Below are 19,837 nucleotides of genomic sequence, written 5' to 3'. Positions count from 1 at the left end.
GTCAGGTTCTGTCTCCCGCGGCTAGCCGCCGCGCAGGCGCATCCATGCGCCTAGTTATTAACATGCCAATATCATTGCCATATTAATAACTGCGAAGCCCGCCTGTATTTGCGCGCATTTAAATGCGGGGGCTGTAACAACCGCAAAATATGATTATCCGGCATCTCCGCAATCTACAATAAGTTTGCTATAAAGATCAGTTGGTTAATGTATAGGCCAGAGAAAGGAATGGTTAACCATTTCCGATGAGGCCTATGATGCTTATATGGGAAAGATAGATTCCGAAACTTTATATCAGGATATGAGAAGCATCCTGAAATGCGTCAAATGTGGAAGATTATGGGTGTTTTGGGAAGGGTTCGAGTCAGAGCCTGCTTGCTATGCCCTAGAGTGAGGTTTAACGTCGAAAGATGCGCAAATCAACAGAAGAAGCGCACACAGACCTCAAGAAATTCCCAAAAGCCTGTGTGCCGTGCGCTTATGCGGTGGCTATTTTGTCCGCATCAAATTGTTTGAACACGTCTTTGATCATGTCCTTGGTGTCGCTGGTGTAGCGGACGCCGACCAGGACAGCGCCTTTTTTGATGGCGTCTTCGTAGTATTTGATCTCGTGCTCAGGGATCGCCAGGCCGATGGCTCCGCCGATCAGACCGCCTACAGCGCCACCGGCTCCGCCCGCCGCCAGAGCAGCGACGAAGGGGCCCGCCGCCAACAGGCCTGCGCCCGCTGTAGCGACCGCGCCCACTGCGGTCAGGCCGCCGGCTACCGCAGCCAGTACGCCGCCGGTGGTCGCGCCCACCGCCACGCCCTCGGGCAGTTTGCTGTGCTCAGTCAGGGCGAAGCTGTCTTTGGTGTACGTGCTGTTCGTCACCAGTGAAATGTCGTCTGACTTAATTCCTTTGTATTCCAACATATGAATCGCCGCACTGGCGTTAGTGGGAACTTTAAACATACCTGTAATTACGTCGCTCATGGTCATTTCCTCTAATCAATATCCTGTTTGAAGGTTTACTACTCATACTGTCAATAAGGCTTGAGCAATCGCTGGGCCAACCTCTCACAAACCTTGAATTCAAAGGGGCGCGAGCTGCATAGGGCGATTTTTTTGTCAGTAAAAAGAACCGGTTACAAAAGATGTGAGAGTAAGCCTTGCAAAATTTGTTGAAAGAATTACGCATGTTTCCCGCTGGATATTCGATGCGCTGAGCGTCTTTTGTTCATCAGAGAGGGCTTCGCAAATACCGGTGAAACTAGCCTGACTTACGCCGGTTATAGGCTTTTTGAGTGATTACCTTATCCATGATGATTGAGTATGTTATGAAAACGCTTGCATTGTCGCTTTCTCAATAAACGCGGGTGATCAGCAAAAATCCAAGGCCAAAAAAACGAAAAATACGCCGCAAGCGCCTTCCATCCGACCAGCACGACAAACATGACCTTAAAAGGACAGGTGATAATTATGGCTATCAAGCTCAAACACATTGCATCGGCAGTCGCGCTGACCACCGCCATGATCGCCGAGCCGGCGATGGCTGAATTCAAAGTCGTGGGATACTTTCCAACCTGGCAGGGAGACGTGAACAGCATCCCTTACGATAAAGTCACTCACATTAACTATTCCTTCGCCATACCCACCGCCAATGGCGGTTTGCAGCCCCTGGAAGGCGGGGAGCAGCGCTTGCGCACGCTGGTGCAGCGCGCTCATGGCGCCGGGGTGAAAGTGCAGATCGCCGTGGGCGGATGGAATAACGGCGATGACTCCGCTTTCGCCGCGCTGTCCGGCAACAGCGCCAGTCGCGCCAACTTTATCCGTAATCTGATGAACATGGTGGACGCCTACGGCCTGGACGGCGTGGACCTGGACTGGGAATACCCGGAAGCCGGCGCCGAAGCCAATAACTTCAAAACTCTGATGCGGGAACTCGGCGCGGCGCTGCACAGCCGCAACAAGATTCTGACGGCGGCGGTCACTGCGTCGGACTTTCCCGGCAGCGTGGACGCAGACGTTATCAACAGCGTGGATTTCCTCAACCTGATGGTGTACGACCTGGGCTATCCGCATTCCACCTATCAACATGCGCAGAATGCGCTGACTCACTGGAAATTCAACGAAGGTCTGCCCCAGCACAAAGCGGTGCTGGGCGTGCCGTTTTACTCCCATAAAGACTGGGTGGCCTATAAAGACGTAATCGCCCGTTACGGCGCCGGCGCGGCGCAACGGGACGACGCAGGCGGTCTCGACTATAACGGACAGCCGACTATCCGGGCGAAGACCGAGCTGGCGCTATCCGAAGCGGGCGGCGTCATGTTCTGGGAAATTTCCCAGGATACCCGTGACGATACCTCTTTGATGAAAACCATCTGGGAGACAGTCGACGGCGGTAACCCCCCGACCCCGGGCGGCATCACCGTTCAGGCGGAGAACTACACCTACATGAGCGGCGTGCAGGTGGAGCCCACCACCGATGCGGGCGGCGGCCAGAATGTCGGTTATATCGACGCCAATGACTGGATGTCCTACGCGGCGGTGAACATTCCGCAAGCAGGAACTTACACCGTGGAATACCGGGTGGCCAGCCTGAACGGCGGTGGCAGACTGCAACTGGAGAAAGCCGGAGGCAGTCCGGTCTACGGCAGTGTGTCGATTCCCGCCACTGGAGCTTGGCAGAACTGGCGTACGGTGCAGCACAAAGTGAATCTGCCCGCCGGACCGCTGCAATTTGGCGTCAAGGCGCTGGCTGGGGGCTGGAACATTAACTGGTTCAAGGTCAGCAAGAGCAATTAAGCCAGATATGTTCTGAGGCCTTGAAATGAAGGCCTCTAAACCTTGCGCGAGCGGCCGGTGGCGGCTCGTTCTTTCATGTCGGACTGAATATATACCCGGTCGGTCGTGCCCATGCTGGCGTGGCCAAGGTCGTCCGCCATGTGCTTGAGCGGGCGGTTGGCGATGTCCTGGGACGCGCCGGTGTGACGCAGCCAGTGGGTAGTGGCTTTGCGCAGCTCTTTGGCGTCATTCTCGAAACCGTCCTTCATCATACGGTGATAGGCCAGCTCAAAAGCCTCCCGCACCAAACGGGCGATCTGGCGACTGGTGAGCCCGCCGCCGCCACGCATTTTCTGCAGCAACGGTTCTTTATCGCCGGGAGACGGCGATGCAGTGAGGCCGCGGTGCTCGCGGTAGCGACGGATGTACTCCCACATGGCGCTGGAAACGGAGACATCGCGGATCTTGAGACCTTTGCCGAAGGCTTTGAACCACCAGTTACCGTCATGATCCTTCCACACATGCTCCCACATGGGGGTCCATTTAGGGCGGTCGGAGAGCTCGGAGATACGCAGATACAGAGATTTCAGGCAGGCGATAATGAAAATGGTGCGTTCATAGTTCGGCTGCTCCGCGGCTTTTTCCTTCAGGGTCTCCAGCACATATTCCCATTGCAGCTCAGACAGGCGCTTGATCTGCTTCACCTGCGCATCTTTGATCAGATAGGGAGAGGCCTTGCGGATGCCGGGTATAGGGTTGCCGAGAACGATGTCCTCCTGCACCAGATGATCATAAAACACGCTGATGGCGGAATAGGCCAGGGCGGTGGCGCTGTTGCTCAGGCGGTAGCCTTTCTTTTCCGGCTGCAGAATGTCCTTCTTATCGCTCTTCGCCGAAGCGACGGCGTCTTTGCTGTCCGGCTTGGAATCGTTGGCTGAACGCGCCGCCTCCCGAATCACGAAGGGCCGCCACAGCGGGTTGCTGCGAAACAGGCCCTGTCCGCCAATAAACTCAAAACGGCGCACGCTGCCGGAGCCAATCCAGCCTGTTGGCGGAGCATGCAGAAAGTCAAAGTAATTCTCGATATGAGAGCGACGAAGCTGGGACACCGCTTTGCCTTCCACCGTCCAGGCCCACAACAGATAACGCTCCACCTCATTGCGGAAACTGGTGAAAGTCTTCTCGCTTTTACGGGAGTAACTCTTCAGAAAACGCTGGGCGCTGATGAAGTCCTCGTTGACCCCGGGAATGGTTTCCTTAAGCCGAGCGAGAAACTGTCTGCTGTCCGGGTAGTCGTCCAGCATGGCGAGGCCAAGAGGGAGCTTGACGAACTCGCGGTGAGCGTCAAAGAGGGGGAAAGCTGGAAAATCGGGAGCGGACATGGTTTTGGGTGACTGCTATGTTTTGTTTGTGTTTAAAAACAATAATTTAAGATTTAAACTTAATGTTTAGTATAAAGCCTGGGATGAGAGAAAAGTGCTATAGGGCTCGAGGATTTAAGTACAATTTTTCATCAAATGGCATAAATACTCCTTATTCATGCTTGGGACCGGTGATTGAGCGGGCTTAAACGCCCCGATGGCAATGCTTGCTTTCGCGAGTTCGCGAGAAAGAAAGAGCAAGCATAGCGGAATGATCAACCGTCGACAATTGAAAGACAGAAAATAACTGCTTTATAAACAGATGGATAAAAAGGAAACTTAAAGTACAAATGAGGTGCTGGCTAAGCGATAGGATGCATCTCCATCAGTCTTGTTCTGTACAACTTATAAGCGTTTTCGTATTCCTCCACGGCGTCTTGCGTTGGCGATACGGCGGCGTCTTCATCCAGTTTTACAAAGCGCCGGCACAGGTCATGCAGACGGATGCCGTCGCCCTGGGCGTGCGCATCACACCAGGCCGCCTGAATCGCTCCGCCCAGTGCCGCACTCTCGCCAACCTGGGGGCAAATGACGCGGGCGTTCATCATGTCCGCCACCATTTGACGCCATAACCGGCTTTTCGAGCCGCCGCCGATCAATCTGATTTCCTGGCAATGGATGCCGGAAGTCCGCAAAAGGTCCAGGCCGTAACGCAGCCCAAAGGTGACGCCTTCCAGCGCCGCGCGGCAAACATTGGCGGGGTGCAGGTTCTGCATATTCAGACCCAATAAGCTGCCTGTCGCATCGGGAAGCGGCGGCACGCGTTCGCCATTGAGGAACGGCAGCAGGGTGACGCCCTGTGCGCCGATGGGCGCTTGCGCCGCTTCCTGGTTGAAGCGGTCCAGGTCGTAGCCGAACAGACCTCGAACCTGGTTAACCACCGCCGTCAGATTCATGGTGCATATCAGGGGCAGCCAGCCGTCGCTGGAGGAGCAGAACGCCGCCAGGGATGGGTGTCCTTGTTTTGGCGGCTGGTTTGAATGAGCGTAAAGCGCGCCGGAAGTGCCCAGGCTGAGGGTCACCACGGCTTCATCTATATTGCCTGTGCCAATGGCGCCCATCATGTTGTCGCCGCCTCCGCTGGCCACCAACACGTTATCCGACAGGCCCAGCAAGCGGGCGATGGCGGGGCTGACCCTGCCTACGGGCTGCTGCGCCTGCAGCAATGGCGGCAGGGCGCTGGCCAGGCGTCTATCGGGGGCGATAAGTTCGAGGGCTTGCGGGACCCAGCGTCGAGTACGGATATCGAAATACCCGGTCCCCGAGCTGTCGCCATATTCGGCGGCGATCTCGCCGGTCAGCCAGTAGTTGAGGTAGTCGTGAGGCAGCAAAATATGGGCGATGCGTTGAAAGGCGTCGGCTTCATGTTGACGCAGCCAGAGCAGCTTGGAGAGGGTGTAGCCGGTGGCGAGGGTCAGTCCCAGCAGTTCGAGAGAGCCTTGCTCTCCGCCCATCTGCTCTAGCAATACCGCGTTCTGCGGCGCGGTTTCCGTATCGCACCATAACTTCGCCGGACGAATCACCTCACCATGACGGTCCAGCACGACCAATCCATGCTGCTGTCCGGATACGCCGATGGCGCGAATACGACGACTGTCGACGCCGGAGCGCTCCAGCGCCTGCCGGTAGCTGTCGACGAGGGCCTGCGTCCACCAGTCGGGATGCTGCTCGCGGCGGCCATGGGCGTCGCTGATCAGCGCATGAGGCGAGTAGCCCTCTCCCAGAATGGTTTCTCGCTCCGGGTCCAATACCACCACCTTGGTTCCCTGAGTCCCGCAATCCACCCCTACGTACATACCTGATTCTCCTCGGTTTCCGGCTGCAAGCCATTGATCGGCCACGGACAATATGACAGGGAGTGTACGCCGAACCCGCCGGTAATTGCGAATGCGGGACATAGCAGGACGGAAGTTTGCTGAATGGCGGCTTGTTGGATGGCGCTGCGCTTATCCAACCTACAAAGAAGGAACAACCGATAACTAGGTAGTTCGGAAAAGCGCAGCGCCTTCCGACAAAGAAGGTCCGTTCGTCGCAGCGGCCCGTATTATTAATCAGGCAGTCAAATAGCTTCCTTCTATTTGTCTGCAACGACAGGGCCTGCACAGGTCAGGCCCTGTCTCCCGCGGCTAGCCGCCGCGCAGGCGCATCCATGCGCCTAGTTATTAACATGCCAATATCATTGCCATATTAATAATACTGTACGGTTCAAGGAAATGATTTTGCGGATGACCAGCTCATCCGGACTGCGCGAATGGACGAGCTACCAACGGCGATGGATTGTTCTATGCTTAAATTATTCCCGTTCGCATTCAGACTTAACCATAGGGCAACTATTTGAGGTATGGCGTTATATGTTCTCCACCAAGAAAAACAAACAACAACACGACGCCCACAATTTAGCCAAAGCGTTGCAGGCTGAGCTAAGTAGCATCGCCAAATCCTGCGCCACCATCTATTTCACCCCGACAGGAGAAATTTTGGACGCCAGCGAGCTGTTTTTGGCCACGGTGGGATATAAGCTGGATGAAATTATCGGACGGCATCACCGTATCTTTTGCGCCGATGAGGTGGTCGATGCTGAATATCGCCAGTTCTGGGCCGATCTGGCGAGGGGCGTTCCCAAACGGGGGACGTTCAGGCGCAAGCACAAGAATGGCTCCGATGTATGGTTGGAGGCCACCTACATACCTATTGTTCAGGATGGGCAAGTGGTGCGCGTGATGAAAGTCGCCAACGACGTCACCAAAGCCTATGAGCAGTCTGCGGATAATCAAGCCCTGATCAAAGCCATCGATCGCTCCAATGCGGTCATAGAATTCAAGCCGGATGGGACGGTGTTGAACGCTAATAAAAACTTTGTCAGAGCTTTAGGCTACAGTGATCTGAAGGAACTCAAAGGCAGGCATCACGAGATATTCTGTCCGGACGATTTTTACAGAGAAAACCCCAACTTCTGGCGCGAACTGGCGAACGGCGAAATCAAAAATGGCCTGTTTCGCCGCATCAGCAAGCAGGGCGGCTCCGTCTGGATAGAAGCGACCTATAACCCGGTGTTCGATTACCAGGGGCGGGTGGTCAAGATCACCAAGGTCGCCAGCGACGTGACGGAAAGAGTTGAGCGTCAGTTGGCGGTTCAGAAGGCGGCGGAAGTCGCCCACAGCACATCCGTGGAGACCGCGCAGGTTTCTGAGAAAGGCGCGCGCATTCTCAAAGAAAATCTGACCAACTCCGAAAAAATATCTTCCGATATTGGAGAGTCCGCCAGGCTGGTAGAAGAATTGAATGACCAATCCAATGAGATTTCCAATATTGTCACCACGATCAAATCCATTGCGGACCAGACTAATCTACTGGCGCTGAACGCCGCTATCGAAGCAGCACGGGCCGGCGAACATGGCAGGGGCTTCGCCGTGGTGGCGGACGAGGTTCGAACTCTGGCGGGCAGAACCACCAAATCCACCGAAGAAATTAACCAGATGGTCGACCGCAACAATCAACTGGTCCAGCAAGCCGGCGACAGCATGGCCAAAGTCACCAAACAAGCAGCGAAAAACGCTGAGCTGATCGCAGAAGCCTCCAGAATAATCGACGAGATCTTCAAAGGCGCGGAATACGTCTCCCATGTGGTGGGTGACCTGGTGGACAACTCCAGCGAGTCCTAACCTGAAACTACCTGCTACGTTGCAGGGACAAACTGACGACCTTCGAGGGCCGCGTGAGGCGTGAAAAGTCATGGCGAATACAGATGACAAATGGGCGGCGGCGTCGAGTTACGAAGCATTCATGGGACGTTGGAGTCGGCGCATTGCTCTAGAATACGTGTCCTGGCTGAATGCGCCGCCCGGTTTGCACTGGCTGGATGTGGGCTGCGGCACGGGAGCGCTGACTCGTGCGATTTGCGATGTCGCTCGACCTGCCAATGTGATCGGCTGCGATCCCGCAGAGCCTTTTATCGCATTCGCCCGAGAACAGACATTGGGGATGCCTGCGTCCTTTTTGGCGGCGGGAGTAGGGCGCCTGCCACATTGCCCCGAAGGATTTGACTGCGTCGTTTCCATGTTCGCTCTTATTAATCCGGCAGACAATTTACTGTGTAGAGGGAAAAGGTATCGGTAAATGAAGCTCTTCTATTTTTGGGTTTGCCTTTTTGTCTCCTTATCAGCCCTGGCTGAAGAAATTACGGGTGTTAATGTTGCTCGATATTTAAACGAAAGAGAGGAAAGCTTGGTGCGTATTCCTTTCGGTGAATTGGAGAATGTCATCCTAAAGGAAGTGTGGCGTAGCCCTGGCGGCATCGTCTGCAAGATTAGTTTGTATGGCGTAGTTCAATTGCAGGGAACTTTTGAGTGTGAAAGTAAGGAAGGATACAAAGCGCAAATTGGCGTCAATTGCCTGGAAAACTTAAGCAAAGAATCGAGTGCTTACTTATTTTTCGGACTTGTAGGTGAGTCGCAAAATGTCGGTAATTTTTATATCTGGTGCAATTAAAACGAACCGCCAGGTAGGTCGGAAAAGCGCAGCGCCTTCCGACACCAGCGTTATGGGAGAGCAAGAAGCCGGATAGCGCTTTGCTTATCCGACTTGCGCAGATATTTGCGCTTGTTTGCTTGGTTTAGTCTGCTAGCACTGCGGTTGTAATTTCATACCAAGGGTAACGTTTTTCTCCTTGTTCAGACGCATCTTGGTAAGCAAGAGTGAGAAAACCCTCACTCACTAAGCCAATAACGGTTGCTCTGGGCACTCCGTGTGTTTGGTACTTCGCAGGTTGAGCCGGCCTACCGTTTTTAAAAAGTCCGTGCCCTCTTGGAGGAACAGCGGCTTTGGCCTCTTGGCGTACGATTGATCCATACTGCGTGACTCTGCTATTGGCGTCAGAGCGTACGCCCGCGCCTTCCGCCCAGGCGTCAAGGGTCAATCCCGTGGATCTTTGCAGGGGGCATAGAAAGTCGCTGGTTTGACGAAGATCCGCCGGAAAACTACTGAAGTCTCCATTGTAGTGAAAGACTTCGCTAGTCTTTCTGTTGAAACCCACAGTGCAGCCAGATAAAGCGGCGGTAACAAACCAATAGTCATTTGCTTGCCTGCGCAGTTTAAGTCGGGTGATTTCACCTTCCTGCCATGGTAGCCATAGTACGGTTCTGGCATTAGGTCCTCGGCCAAGGACAAGATCGAAGCGCGAGGATGACTCAAGGGCATTGATATTGATGGTCTGCTCACCCTTTGGAGTAGCTCCGGGGACATCCACAAAGTACCGTGTTGTATACGAAGTCTCTGCTTTTCCGATAGTGCTTATAACTCTTTCCAACTCATTCCACATATCTTCTCCTTGTATTAATTTACCGAACAATTTGTCCCGTTTTATCGGGCCCAAGTTAGCTATCTACGCTGATTAAATGCAGGCCTTAAAAAAGGCGATTTATCACTCTTTTACCTGTCAACTTCTTCCATTACTTTTTCGTAGGGCGTTGTCGCTGGCGAAATTATGAACTGTGTTGTTTAGTCATTTTATATCAGCGGCTTACTAGTCCTTTTATCCATGCTCTCTCGTCCGTTCTGGCGATTGTTTAAGAGATGGCGGATTGTTAGCTTTCAGAATTGCAAGCGTTTTCATTTCTGGCTGCAAGCTTCTGTTCGCCCATACAGTAAACTCTACAAAAAAGTATCAGCAGAGGCCGGTTTCCTGTTTGTTTTTGAATGCCATGAGCATTCTAATGAAAGCGTTGTCATTATCAATTAACCGCTGTGAATTTTTATGCCCAGACTCAGACAACTTAGAAAAAAACAAAGAACGGGAGCGTTAAAAGGAGGTCAGTATGTATACGAATGATTCGTGCCGAACGGCGTTTCGGCGTCAGCTCGCCGGAACTCTTATTGGCGTCGCTGCTGCGGCGTCTTCAATTTCCGTTGCACAGGCAGCCGTCAATCTGGCGGCGGGTAAAAACACTTTCGCCAGCACGGAGTTGCGCCAGGCGAGGCTGGCCGTGGATACGGACAGTCGGTCGCGCTGGGAATCCAATCATGGCGTGTCGCCCAGTTGGTTGACCGTAGACTTGGGAAAAGTGAGCAGTCTGGAGCAGGTCGTCATCGACTGGGAGGCGGCGAACCCGGAAACCTATGAAATCCAGGGCTCCAATGACAATGAAACCTGGACCACGCTTTCCGCCCAGAGCGGCGGCGTGTTCGGCGATCGCACAGATACGGTGGATGTCAGCGGGGACTACCGCTACGTGCGAATCTTCGCCACCCAGCGCAGTCGCGGCAACGGCTGGGGATACTCCATCTTCGATCTGGAGATATACGGAACGCCGCTGTCAGGCCCGGACGATCCAGATGAACCTGATGGTCCCGGTGATCCAAACGTTCCCGACGAGCCGGATGAACCGGATCTGCCGGACAACCTGCCCGCCGCCTTTCAACCGCTGTATCCCAAGGGCACGGATGTGCTGGAGCGGATTCAGTATGTGGATGCGGACGGTACCCTGGTCACTCTGATGGGCGCCCGACCCACCGAGCGTCACGCCCGTGAACGGGGCGAGCCCTGGGATGCGCCGGATCAGGGGCCGGGGCGCTATCTTACGTTCCCGCCGTTCTACTTCCAGAACCGCACTTTCGGACTGGAAATACGTGACTCGGTTCCCGCTGGCGGCGATAAAATTGAAGTCTGGCTGCATGTGAACGCCAATACCTTCCGGGGCACGACCTTCAGTTTGTTCCGTAACATCGAAAACCCGAACGTGAAAGACTTCGGCTGGTCCCTGAACTACGGCTTCAACAATCCCAATGAGGGCGGCCAGCCCATCTGTCATGCAGGCAAGCGCGAATGCATGATGGACTTCAACTCCAACTGGCGCACGTCGCCGCACAGCCCTTTGCGGGTCGGCGATAAAATCGAGCTGGCCCCGGCGCCGCGCCTGCAGACGCCGGTGATCGACGGCGGGGGAGAGCGCTATTACTCTTTCGAGCAACTTTATGTGGTGGGTAAAGGCATGCGTCCCTGGTACGGCATCGCGCCAAATCTGGACTCAGAACCGCTGCCCGCGGAGACGCTGCTGGGCGGACAGGCGAGCGTGTCCTACAACTATTCGGAAGAGCCCCATCGCATGTTCCAGCAGATGGCCAACAACATCGGCATCAAGAACAGTCAGCGTTTCGTGGAAGGGCGGCGCCTGTTCCACACCTCATTCGCCTCTGGCAAGCACTCCGAGTTCTCCGACACTAACCCGGTATTCGACGCTCACGTAGGGCAGCTGGGGCCGCGCTATAACAACGAAAGCTGTATCGGTTGTCACCAGAACAATGGACGTAGCGAGCCCGCCAAAGCAGGCCAGACACTGGAAGGCTATTCGGTGTTGACCGCGGCGTTTGGCTCCCAGGACGGCGCTGCGCCTGATCCTTTCTATGGCTTTAACGTGCTACAGAAATCCAGGGACGCCAACCAGGAAAACTACGCCGTCAATCTCAGCCATTATGAAGTGACCACAAAGGAACTGAATGGCGGCGAAGTGGTTGAGCTGCGTAAACCTAACTACGCCTTCCAGGGGCCGACGCCGGAGCGGTATTCTGTGCGGCAGGCGCCGCAGGTGGTTGGTATGGGGCTGTTGGAAGCTGTGTCCGAGGCCACGATTCTCGCCGGAGTGGATGAGAATGACGCGGACGGCGATGGCGTGCGCGGTCAGCCCAACTGGATCAAAAATCCCGAAACCGGCGCGGTGCAATTAGGGCGCTTCGGTTGGAAAGCTTCCAAGCTGAGTCTGCGTCATCAGGTGGGGACCGCGTTCCTGCAGGATATGGGCGTCACTACGCCGACTTATCCCGAGCGCTCCTGCCAGAAGACCGAAACGGACTGCCATGGCGCCGCTGTCGACACTCATATCGATAACGCTGAAATGGATCGCGTCGGTCAGTATCTGGCGCTATTGGGCGTCCCGGCGCAGCGCAGCCTGCGCAGTGGTTATCCCGACGGGATTCGTGTCTCGCCGGAGCATGACGTCGATCCGCAACGGATCAGTCAGGGCGAAGAGGTGTTTACGCAAACGGGCTGCGTCGCCTGTCACACCGCTACCCTGAAGACCGGTAACACGCATCCGATGGCGGAACTGCGCAAACAGACGATCCACCCTTATACGGATCTGCTGTTGCATGACATGGGGGCCGGCCTGGCCGACACCCTGCCGCAGGGCGACGCTGTGGCGTCCATGTGGCGCACGCCTCCGTTGTGGGGACTGGGCAGCCTTAAGTTTGTACAGGGCGGCCAGGAAAACGTGCGCTACCTGCATGACGGCCGCGCCAGAACCCTGGACGAAGCGATTCTCTGGCACGACGGCGAAGCCGCCGGCAGTCGCCAGAATTACGAAGCGCTGAGTTCGGCTGATCGGGACGCCCTGAAACAATTCCTGAATTCACTCTAGTCACGCTTTTGGAGAGGGCGACCTCTCCTTCAAAACACTGCGGTTTGGCAAGCCAGCTTGGCCGCAGTGTTTTCCCGTTTAGTTTTTATGGCTACGACTGGCCCCATAGAAAATCACGCTATAGCCTTGGGCGTTTTATGCGCAATGCGTCTAATCAAAGTGTGACGAGACGGAGGTGGGGAGCCGATAATAGAGCCTTGTTCATCAACCTGTGAAAGGAGGTAAAACAGAGCTGCGCGTCGCAGAGGACGACACGCCATTCCCCAGGAAAAACCTCAAACACTCAATGGCAGGAAGAGGGAGTCATCATGAACAGGATGATAAGGATCAAACTACTCGCTGTTGTTGTTCTCATGTGGAGCGGTCTCGCGCAGGCGGATGAAAATCCGGTGTGCTCGGAGCCGGGAAACATGTGCTGTTATGCGTCGGATTATAACTATAACTTGCCTTCCGCCATCGCTAACTGCTGCGCGGTGGGAGATTCGGTGAAGAAGTTCGTCTTCATGGACAATCAGGACTCGAAAGTGGACGGTCAGGACGTGCCGATCCAGCTTTGCAGTAACCTGAATCTGTATATTCTGCACAAGTTGAAAGCCCCTTCCAAAGATGACTGGCCGCCCATTCCAAGCGGTGAAAAACGCTTTCCGCCGCTGTTTAAAGGCGAAAACCTGGAAAACGTAGTGATCGCTGGGGACGGCGAAATCGACGGGCGCAATAATACCTGGATGGGGGACAAGGACTGTGGCGACTACTCTGGCAAAGTCAGGCCCATCATGATGGATCTGCAAGGCTCTAAAAACCTGTTGGTGAAGTCCATTACTTTATCCCACGGACCTGGATTCAATCTGCATGTCGAACACTCCCGCGGCGGCGTCGAGATTGAAGACGTCACGGTCAATACACACCATAACGGCTCGAAGAGCTCCTGCAATCTGGACGGCATGGATATCAGCGGAGACGACATCAGCATCAAAGACTCGGAAGTCCGCAGTCGCGACGACTGTATCGCCGTCAAAGCCAACTCGTCCAATGTGCGCATCTCCAACGTGACCTGTCATAACGGCCATGGCCTTTCAATCGGCTCCGTCGCCATGAACAGCGTAGTTAAAGATGTGGAAATCGAGAATGTGACAGTGATGGACTCACACTTTGGCTTGCGCATTAAAATGCAGAAATATGCCAACGGCAAAGTAGAAAACATCAAATTCAAAGACAGTTTGGTGAAGCGTATTTCCAGTAATCCGATCCTGATCAAAACGGACTACCACAATGATCATTGTGACGACCCAGGCAGCAGCAAGTGCGATAAAAACGCCCGCTCCAGCATTGAAAACGTCACCTACAAAAAGATATCCGTGCATGGCGGTGAAATTGATCTCAACTGCAAATACGCCGATGTATGCACGGTGAAGCTGAGAAAGCTGCACTGCAAAGACGGCGCAACCATTTCCTGCAAAGATGTGGACGTGGATGGAGAGTGCAGTTGCGATTGACGCGCGTTGGAAGCGCTTAAGACGGCTCTCGTACATGCGTTCCCAGGCTGATGCGCGTCGGCCTGGGAACAAATGGTAAAAATTACTTTGACAAAACAAAGCCGCTCCTGAAAAACTCTGCCTGTACGCTTGCGGAACACGGGAGATAAAACTTTGAAAATCCGATACGTCATGGAGGCCGACAAAGCCAACTGGCTGGCCTTACGTCAGGAACTCTGGCCTGAAACCCCGCCGCAGGAGCACGAAGCGGAGATTCTCGCTTATTTCAGCATGCCGGACCTCGCCACCTTTGTCGCCATCGACGATAACGGCGACATGCTGGGCTTTCTGGAAGCCGGGCTGCGCTCATACGGGGAAGGCTGCGCGAGCCATCCGGTCGCCTATGTGGAGGGCTGGTATGTGCTCCCTTCCCATCGTCGCCAGGGTGTCGGTCGCCGCTTGATGGACGCGGCCGAAGAATGGGCTCTGGATCGCGGCCTGCGGGAAATCGGCAGCGATATGCTGGTCAATAATGAAATCAGCCTGAAAGCGCACACGGCTCTGGGATATACCGAGGTGGAGCGCTTGATTCATGTGGTGAAGAAAATCGATCCCAGCTGAGACGCAGGCGCGGCGACATTCATTGAATTGACCGTCAGGAGGACATTGATGCTAAGACGGGATGCGTCAGAGCAAACGCAACTCATCGCAAAAGCCCAAGCCCTGCTGCAGCAGGGCGAATCGGATGAAGCCCGGGAACTGCTGCTGCAAGAAGGTTTCGTACAGGGCGACAACCCTTTGCTGCAAAACGCCTACTACGAACTGATCCCGATAGGAGAGGCGTTGGCGGCAAAGCTCAATCCACTCAAATCCGCCCTGCAGCCGCCTTATGACGACAGCGCCGTCAAAGCGGTCGCCGCCGTCGCCAAAGAAGCGGCGAGGGCGGTGAATAAAGCCACTCACGCCTGGATTCGCGACCCCCGCGTCACCGATGTGCTGATTGACGCGCTCAGCCATGGCAAAGCCAGACTTGTTAAAGAAACCGCTCTGGCGTTAGCGCACATCGTGCACCGCTACTTCGCCGATTATCGTGTGCGCGCCGCCTTTGTTCCGCTACTGAGTAACGGAAATAAAACAGTGCGTCGCGTCGCCTGCGGCGTGGTGGGGCGCTGGCCGGATGAAGCTATCGTGGCGATGCTGGCGCCGTTGATGGAAGACAAGGAGGCGGAAGTGCGTCAGGAAGCGACCAAAATCCTCGCGGGATTGCCACAAGAGAACATACCCGAGCTGGCGTCGGCATTGTTCGAAAGCGCGCTGATCGCCCGACTTCAAGATATGGACCCTACCGTACGCGATATCGCCGCCTTCGGACTGGGCGAGCATCAGGTTAAACAGGCGATTCCTGAACTGGAGGCCGCCTTGCGCGTTGAAATCTCGCCATTAGTTGGAGAGTCTATCGAAGGCGCGCTAGGTAAACTGACCGCATCCGCAGGATAAATCTACGCCTCGATGAACTGGCTGAACTCTCCTTGATCCCGGCGGACGCGGACAGCGCGCACGCAATTTTATGACTGACTTCGTTTGCTCCAGAACTGTTTCGCCAGTTCCTGCAAAGCGGAAGTGAGTTGCGCCACATCCTCCGCTCGCTTGCGGTTGTACTGGCCCACGGTGGCGTTGGCGCTGGCGGCGTCCCGGATTGTAACGATGCTGTTGTTGATGCCTTCACTCACGGCGCCCTGTTGCTCCACTGCGCTTGCGATCTGGGTGCTGATATCCGAAATCTGATTAACCCGGCGACCGATGGCGGTCAATTTTTCCGCCGCCTGATGGGCGTGGTCGACGCTGTGATTGGCTTTCTCACGGCTTTTCTCCATGGCGGCCACTGCAGAGCGGGCCCCATCCTGCAGAGAGTTGATCATCTTTTGGGTGTCGGTGGTGGATTGCTGCGTACGAGACGCAAGTTGCCTCACTTCATCCGCCACCACCGCAAAGCCGCGTCCCATTTCTCCCGCTCTGGCGGCTTCAATGGCGGCGTTCAGGGCCAGTAAATTGGTTTGCTCGGCGATGTCCTGAATGGCGTTGAGGACGGTGGATATTTCTTTGCTGTGTTTGTCCAGGTCATGAATCACTTCCGCAGCCTGATGAATCTCATCCGCCAGTGAACTGATGATGCGTTTGGTGCTGGTGACCAGTTCCTGCCCCTGGGAGGTCTCTTTATCGGCATGGTCTGCTGCGCTTGCGGCTTCCTGTGTGGTGGCGGCCACTTGCTGAATGGTCGCCGTCATTTCGTTGATGGCGGCGGCCACCTGATCGGTTTCCGACTGTTGGCCATTGGTCTTGTTATTACAATCTTCTATTTCCGACACCAGCTCTTCGGTGAGCGCCTCCAGTTGATTGGCGGCGTTGGCCATGCGGCCGATCACGGCGGTGGTTTCCGCCTGCGCCATGGCCATGGCGAATTCTATTTCACCAAACTCGTCATGGCGCCCTGTGTACAGAACCTGGCTCAGCGGGTTGTCGCAAATGGTGCGGGCTTTTTTCACCAGTTTGTGCAAAGGGGACAGCCATAAATAGATAAACAGCACGTTCAGCAGTCCCAGTGAGACGCCCATAATAGCTGTGTCGGCGACGCTGATCGGCAGCAGGTGAGAGAGGAACAGCAGGACTGGAATCAGGCTCAGTGTGGACAACAGGGAAACTTTGAGGCGCACGTCCAGGCGCGGCAGTCGCCAGGCCAGGGGCGTTTTGCCGTTGCGTATGCTGGCGTACAGCTTCTCCGCCGCATCAATCTGCCCCGGCGCCGGTTTGGTGCGCACGGACTGATATTCCACAGTGCGCCCGTCTTTGGCGATGGGCGTGGCGTAGGCGCTGACCCAGTAGTGATCGCCGTTCTTGCAGCGGTTCTTCACCAGTCCCATCCAGGAGCGGCCGCCTTTCAACGTCTGCCACATGTGCTGGAACGCCATAGGCGGCATGTCAGGGTGACGAACGATATTGTGTGGCTGGCCGACCAGTTCATCCTTCGTGAAGCCGCTGATTTTGATGAAATCCGGGTTGACGTAGGTGATGTGGCTGTCTGGTGTGGTGGTGGACAGGATGTTGGCGTCTGGCGGCAGTTCCAGGTTGCGACCCGTGACAGGCTGGTTGACCCGCATAATGAATCTTCCTCGTTCGGCATAAAATTTGGGCGCGAGAATTAAGTATATGCTTGTATTCGGATTTTGTGATCAGAGGGGCGCTACGGAATTTTCTACTCCGAAATTACGTAGTATTACTTAGCCTCTGGGGCTCTGTTTTTCCGTTTTGGCGCTGCTGGCCGATGTATGTTCGATCATGTGTGTGATGTCGCTTATTTCTTCTGCGCGCACCGGACGACTAAAGAAATAGCCTTGCACATAGTCACAACCGAATTGCTGCAGCATCTCCATTTGTTCGGCCGTTTCCACGCCTTCTGCGATGACGGTCAGATCCAGGTTTTCTGCGAGAGAGATAATTGCCTTGATAATCTGTCTGTTGACGTCCAGGTCCTCGGTACCGGACACAAAGCTGCGGTCGATCTTGAGCTGGTTGACCTGAAGTTCGCGTAATCTCACCAGCGATGAGTAGCCAGTGCCGAAGTCATCCAGAGAAATCTTGACGCCCAATAGATGCAGCTCCTGCAGTTTCCTGCGATTGGACGAGTGCTCAGAAGTGGCGACGGTCTCTGTGATTTCCAGTTCCAGACGATGTGGCGTTACTTGCGCATCTTCCAGGATTTGCCGCACTTCATCGATAAAGTCGTCCCGCTGAAGCTGGCGGGCGGAAACATTAACAGCGATCACGGCGTTATTTTTTGCGGTCCAGGCTTTACTTTCCGCCAGCGCCGCCTGCATGACCCAGCGCCCTAATTCATGAATGAATCCTGTTTCTTCCGCAATTTTGATGAAGATATCCGGGGGAACATGATCGCCTTGATGACGCCAGCGACAGAGGGCTTCATAGCCGATTACCCGGCGCTGCCGCAGATCAATTTGCGGCTGATAGACGAGATAAAGTTCTTTGTTCTTGATTGAATGCTTCAGGCCTTTTTCCAGCTTATAGCGTTCGGTGAGACGGAGGCCGATGTCGTCACAGTAAAACTGCACTTGCCCCTTGCCGTCGCTTTTGGATTGGTACATGGCCATATCCGCCGCTTTCAGCAGGCTCTCCGGCGTATCTGCGTCCTTGGGGAACAACGCCACGCCGACGCTGAAGCCGACTGATATTTCTATATTTCCAAGTTGATGGGGTTGCTTTTGTGTTTTGACAATGCGCGATACGGTGGGGAGGATGTCTCTATCTGAGATATCGAGGTCGATCAAGATCAGAAACTCATCGCCGCCCAGGCGCGCCACGGTATCGCCCTGGCGGATTTGCAGCGCCAGACGCTCGCCAACGCTTTTGATCAACATATCGCCTTGGGCATGCCCGTGATTATCGTTGATGGCTTTGAAATTATCGAAATCCAGAAACAGCACCGCCACCTGTGAACGACGGCGTTGCGCGCTGGCGAGCATTTGATTCAGTCTGTCGATGGCGAGCACACGATTGGGCAGACCGGTCACGACGTCGTAATAGGCGTGAGAAGCGATTTCCAGGTTCAGGGTTCTGATATCCAGCAGGCGACGTACGCCGTATACCACGGCGACTATTCCGACCCAGCCAAGCGCAATAATAATTTCGTCCAGCTCCCAGTCTTCGTGAGCGCGGGAATATTCGTAAAGGCCTTCAAGGAGATCAATTTGAAAGAAGCTGGTCAGGGCGGTCAATCCGATGACAACCGCGATGCTCACACACAGGTCGACGCGGGCGGAATGGCGCAGACGTTCAGACGTATTTGTCTGTGACAACTCCTTTCGAGGCTTGATCATGAGTCGCAGCGCTCTTTAATTCGATCAATGGAAGAACCCGGAGAGAAGGACGGAAGAAACTGCCGTGTAATGGTAAAGTCTAGCACGGTGAAGGGCGCGCGCCAGCGGCTGGCGTAGTCTTGCAGCGCCCGGAGGAGATAATCAAAGTCGCACAAATAGATTGTGATGTTCTGGAAGTTAAAAAGGATTCAATAAAAAAGAAAAACTCACGCATCCCCAGGACTCGACCGTCCATCCCAAAAGATCGCTGAACTCGCAATGGATCAAGCTCAGGTTTCATACCCAGGACGAAGTAAACGAAGTGGCCAGATTAGTGAAGCTGGCCGTCAGCGAATTATGAAATTTTTACTTCAGAGACCTATCCTATGCGTGTAAACCCCTTATGACGCAATAGGTTTCGGGCTTATGACGACGTTGCAACAAGCCTTCTCCGCAGAAATGAACGCCGCGCAGGATAACTGGCGCCAGGGCCTTCTCGACGTCGCGTTTGCACATCTGGAAAACGCCCACGTCCTGGGACAACGCCGCCTGGGCCGGCACTTTCACGTCCACCTCTGGATGCTGCGGGTAGGGTGGGCGAAGCGAGACCAACGCGAAATCCGCGGCCAACTATGGCGCCTGCTCCTAACCCCACTCGGCCACCTCACCGGCCGCCTCCCCATCGGCAACACCGGCGGCGCCAACGTTAGCGCGTTTACGCCCATGCCAGTGCGGAAGGAGTTGGAGGAGGTGTTGCGAGAACATTCATCTTTGGACCGTTAGTTTTAACTTATTGCTTAAATTACTACATCTTTAGTATGTGTTATGGAAGGCTTGGATGCTGTATGTGACCTTCTTTCCTTTGCCTCGACTAGTTCTAACTTTGCTAGCTAGAGATTGTCTC

General features: G+C 54.8%; 15 protein-coding genes and 1 pseudogene. 10 read left to right on the top strand and 6 right to left on the bottom strand.

The window, feature by feature from the left end; translation table 11 throughout:
• Window positions 1-478 precede the first annotated feature (478 nt).
• Window positions 479-973, bottom strand: a complete 495-nt coding sequence (locus EUZ85_RS18345) for a hypothetical protein (RefSeq protein WP_127970655.1) — start codon at window positions 971-973, stop codon at window positions 479-481.
• 486 nt (window positions 974-1,459) lie between these two features.
• Here EUZ85_RS18345 and EUZ85_RS31175 point away from each other — a divergent pair, with 486 nt between their 5' ends.
• Window positions 1,460-2,785 (top strand): glycosyl hydrolase family 18 protein, encoded by a 1,326-nt coding sequence (locus tag EUZ85_RS31175; protein ID WP_164887289.1) that lies wholly within the window; start codon window positions 1,460-1,462, stop codon window positions 2,783-2,785.
• Between the two features lie 35 nt (window positions 2,786-2,820).
• Here the strand turns inward: EUZ85_RS31175 and EUZ85_RS18335 are convergent, their stop codons facing one another.
• Complete coding sequence (locus EUZ85_RS18335; protein ID WP_127970654.1) at window positions 2,821-4,146, bottom strand: site-specific integrase; 1,326 nt, start codon at window positions 4,144-4,146, stop codon at window positions 2,821-2,823.
• Window positions 4,147-4,487: 341 nt separating this feature from the next.
• Window positions 4,488-5,981, bottom strand: coding sequence for a xylulokinase (gene xylB / locus EUZ85_RS18330; protein WP_127970653.1), 1,494 nt, complete (start codon window positions 5,979-5,981; stop codon window positions 4,488-4,490).
• A gap of 555 nt (window positions 5,982-6,536) precedes the next feature.
• Here xylB and EUZ85_RS31925 point away from each other — a divergent pair.
• The 3 genes from EUZ85_RS31925 (at window position 6,537) to EUZ85_RS18315 (ending at window position 8,673) form a co-directional block, all read left to right on the top strand.
• Window positions 6,537-7,847 carry a PAS domain-containing methyl-accepting chemotaxis protein gene (locus EUZ85_RS31925; RefSeq protein WP_127970652.1) on the top strand — a complete coding sequence of 437 codons (1,311 nt, stop codon included), beginning with the start codon at window positions 6,537-6,539 and terminating at the stop codon, window positions 7,845-7,847.
• 70 nt (window positions 7,848-7,917) lie between these two features.
• Window positions 7,918-8,301 (top strand): class I SAM-dependent methyltransferase, encoded by a 384-nt coding sequence (locus EUZ85_RS18320; protein ID WP_127970651.1) that lies wholly within the window; start codon window positions 7,918-7,920, stop codon window positions 8,299-8,301.
• Complete coding sequence (locus EUZ85_RS18315; protein ID WP_127970650.1) at window positions 8,302-8,673, top strand: hypothetical protein; 372 nt, start codon at window positions 8,302-8,304, stop codon at window positions 8,671-8,673.
• Window positions 8,674-8,797: 124 nt separating this feature from the next.
• Here the strand turns inward: EUZ85_RS18315 and EUZ85_RS18310 are convergent, their stop codons facing one another.
• Complete coding sequence (locus tag EUZ85_RS18310; protein WP_127970649.1) at window positions 8,798-9,502, bottom strand: BLF1 family deaminating toxin; 705 nt, start codon at window positions 9,500-9,502, stop codon at window positions 8,798-8,800.
• 496 nt (window positions 9,503-9,998) lie between these two features.
• Between EUZ85_RS18310 and EUZ85_RS18305 the strand changes: the two genes are divergently transcribed.
• The 4 genes from EUZ85_RS18305 (at window position 9,999) to EUZ85_RS18290 (ending at window position 15,562) form a co-directional block, all read left to right on the top strand.
• On the top strand, window positions 9,999-12,593 hold the full coding sequence (locus tag EUZ85_RS18305) for a di-heme oxidoredictase family protein (protein WP_127970648.1): 2,595 nt from the start codon (window positions 9,999-10,001) through the stop codon (window positions 12,591-12,593).
• 308 nt (window positions 12,594-12,901) lie between these two features.
• Window positions 12,902-14,086, top strand: a complete 1,185-nt coding sequence (locus EUZ85_RS18300; protein WP_127970647.1) for a glycosyl hydrolase family 28 protein — start codon at window positions 12,902-12,904, stop codon at window positions 14,084-14,086.
• A 153-nt stretch (window positions 14,087-14,239) separates the two neighbouring features.
• Window positions 14,240-14,686: a GNAT family N-acetyltransferase gene (locus tag EUZ85_RS18295; protein WP_127970646.1), complete on the top strand. Its 447-nt coding sequence runs from the start codon at window positions 14,240-14,242 to the stop codon at window positions 14,684-14,686.
• 48 nt (window positions 14,687-14,734) lie between these two features.
• The gene (locus tag EUZ85_RS18290; protein WP_127970645.1) at window positions 14,735-15,562 is read left to right on the top strand and encodes a HEAT repeat domain-containing protein; all 828 of its coding nucleotides are present in this window, start codon (window positions 14,735-14,737) and stop codon (window positions 15,560-15,562) included.
• A 68-nt stretch (window positions 15,563-15,630) separates the two neighbouring features.
• Here EUZ85_RS18290 and EUZ85_RS18285 read toward each other — a convergent pair whose 3' ends face one another.
• Together EUZ85_RS18285 and EUZ85_RS18280 are read right to left on the bottom strand one after the other, a co-directional pair.
• Entirely contained in the window at window positions 15,631-17,220 is a 1,590-nt protein-coding gene (locus tag EUZ85_RS18285) for a PAS domain-containing methyl-accepting chemotaxis protein (protein ID WP_127970644.1), read from the bottom strand.
• Window positions 17,221-17,340: 120 nt separating this feature from the next.
• Window positions 17,341-18,954 carry a bifunctional diguanylate cyclase/phosphodiesterase gene (locus tag EUZ85_RS18280; RefSeq protein WP_127970643.1) on the bottom strand — a complete coding sequence of 538 codons (1,614 nt, stop codon included), beginning with the start codon at window positions 18,952-18,954 and terminating at the stop codon, window positions 17,341-17,343.
• 208 nt (window positions 18,955-19,162) lie between these two features.
• On the opposite strand from EUZ85_RS18280, the pseudogene EUZ85_RS32035 reads away from it, so the two are divergent.
• Both EUZ85_RS32035 and EUZ85_RS18275 read left to right on the top strand, forming a co-directional pair.
• Window positions 19,163-19,294: pseudogene (locus EUZ85_RS32035) on the top strand (luciferase family protein); the annotation flags it as partial.
• A 65-nt stretch (window positions 19,295-19,359) separates the two neighbouring features.
• Window positions 19,360-19,716 (top strand): DUF3703 domain-containing protein, encoded by a 357-nt coding sequence (locus tag EUZ85_RS18275; RefSeq protein ID WP_127970642.1) that lies wholly within the window; start codon window positions 19,360-19,362, stop codon window positions 19,714-19,716.
• Window positions 19,717-19,837: the final 121 nt, after the last annotated feature.

The organism is Hahella sp. KA22, assembly GCF_004135205.1.
Taxonomy (GTDB): domain Bacteria; phylum Pseudomonadota; class Gammaproteobacteria; order Pseudomonadales; family Oleiphilaceae; genus Hahella.
Note: the sequence above shows the minus strand (reverse complement) of the source record. Positions and strands in the feature narration are given on the sequence as shown.

What these genes read in the sequence shown, in the direction of transcription:
- EUZ85_RS18345 (WP_127970655.1), bottom strand. Translation starts at nt 973, where the DNA reads ATGAGCGACGTAATTACAGGTATGTTTAAAGTTCCCACTAACGCCAGT.
- EUZ85_RS31175 (WP_164887289.1), top strand. Translation starts at nt 1,460, where the DNA reads ATGGCTATCAAGCTCAAACACATTGCATCGGCAGTCGCGCTGACCACC.
- EUZ85_RS18335 (WP_127970654.1), bottom strand. Translation starts at nt 4,146, where the DNA reads ATGTCCGCTCCCGATTTTCCAGCTTTCCCCCTCTTTGACGCTCACCGC.
- xylB (WP_127970653.1), bottom strand. Translation starts at nt 5,981, where the DNA reads ATGTACGTAGGGGTGGATTGCGGGACTCAGGGAACCAAGGTGGTGGTA.
- EUZ85_RS31925 (WP_127970652.1), top strand. Translation starts at nt 6,537, where the DNA reads ATGTTCTCCACCAAGAAAAACAAACAACAACACGACGCCCACAATTTA.
- EUZ85_RS18320 (WP_127970651.1), top strand. Translation starts at nt 7,918, where the DNA reads ATGGCGAATACAGATGACAAATGGGCGGCGGCGTCGAGTTACGAAGCA.
- EUZ85_RS18315 (WP_127970650.1), top strand. Translation starts at nt 8,302, where the DNA reads ATGAAGCTCTTCTATTTTTGGGTTTGCCTTTTTGTCTCCTTATCAGCC.
- EUZ85_RS18310 (WP_127970649.1), bottom strand. Translation starts at nt 9,502, where the DNA reads ATGTGGAATGAGTTGGAAAGAGTTATAAGCACTATCGGAAAAGCAGAG.
- EUZ85_RS18305 (WP_127970648.1), top strand. Translation starts at nt 9,999, where the DNA reads ATGTATACGAATGATTCGTGCCGAACGGCGTTTCGGCGTCAGCTCGCC.
- EUZ85_RS18300 (WP_127970647.1), top strand. Translation starts at nt 12,902, where the DNA reads ATGAACAGGATGATAAGGATCAAACTACTCGCTGTTGTTGTTCTCATG.
- EUZ85_RS18290 (WP_127970645.1), top strand. Translation starts at nt 14,735, where the DNA reads ATGCTAAGACGGGATGCGTCAGAGCAAACGCAACTCATCGCAAAAGCC.
- EUZ85_RS18285 (WP_127970644.1), bottom strand. Translation starts at nt 17,220, where the DNA reads ATGCGGGTCAACCAGCCTGTCACGGGTCGCAACCTGGAACTGCCGCCA.
- EUZ85_RS18280 (WP_127970643.1), bottom strand. Translation starts at nt 18,954, where the DNA reads ATGATCAAGCCTCGAAAGGAGTTGTCACAGACAAATACGTCTGAACGT.
- EUZ85_RS18275 (WP_127970642.1), top strand. Translation starts at nt 19,360, where the DNA reads ATGACGACGTTGCAACAAGCCTTCTCCGCAGAAATGAACGCCGCGCAG.